This is a genomic window from Klebsiella indica (assembly GCF_005860775.1).
Taxonomy (GTDB): domain Bacteria; phylum Pseudomonadota; class Gammaproteobacteria; order Enterobacterales; family Enterobacteriaceae; genus Klebsiella; species Klebsiella indica.
In genome coordinates this window covers 1-854 of sequence record NZ_VCHQ01000083.1, presented here as the reverse complement: position 1 = coordinate 854, position 854 = coordinate 1, and the positions used below count along the sequence as shown (strand labels likewise).

Below are 854 nucleotides of genomic sequence, written 5' to 3'. Positions count from 1 at the left end.
CCCGTGTATCGTTGTTTTGAGGCTGGGTGGCTGCAGGTAAAAAAAGAGAGATTGACGTTGTGGTGGTTATGCCTGCAGTAGGCTTTGTTGAATAAATCAGATTTGAGGCGAGTCTTCCTGTAACAGCTCACTGTTCAGGCAATGCGCACGCTTTCTGGCATACCCGCCTTCGTCATTTTGTTCAGTGCACGCACCAGCGCCAAAGCCTCTGCAACCTGACCGTCGTAGTCCCGTAGCGCCAGCGAACCGCCTAACAACTGCTTTACCCTGTACATTGCCGTTTCGGCTATTGAGCGACGATTATAATCTGTCGTCCATTTCCACCGGGCATTGCTCCCGCTCAGCCGTTGATTTGCCACTGCACGGTTTCGGTCCGCATATTCACCCGGCCAGTAACCCGCGCCTTTCCGGGGAGGGATAAGTGCACTGATTTTCATCCGACGCAGTTCGTCGTGGCATAACCGTGTATCGTAAGCCCCGTCTGCCGCCGCAGACTTTATTTTCCGGTGTGTCTGTCGGATAAGAGTCGGGAAAGCTTCGGCATCGGTCACATTGTTCAGCGACAGGTCTGCACAGATGATTTCATGTGTTTTTGCATCAACGGCCTGATGCAGTTTTCGCCAGATACGACGCCGCTCCTTGCCGTGCTTTTTCACTTTCCACTCGCCTTCACCGAAGACTTTCAGGCCTGTGGAATCAATCACCAGATGCGCTATTTCACCCCGGCTGGGTGTCTTAAAGCTGACATCAACCGACTTCGCTCGTTTGCTGACACTGGTGTAATCCGGGCAGCGCAAAGGAATGCCCATCAGGGCAAAAATGGAATCAATAAAGCCCTGTGCAGCCCGCAGGGT

1 protein-coding gene is annotated in these 854 nt (G+C 53.0%); it reads right to left on the bottom strand.

Features of this window, described 5'->3' with window-relative positions:
- Positions 1-134: 134 nt before the first annotated feature.
- Positions 135-854 (bottom strand): IS5 family transposase (locus FE839_RS24580; protein ID WP_138363278.1); only part of this gene is annotated, 720 nt, incomplete at its 5' end.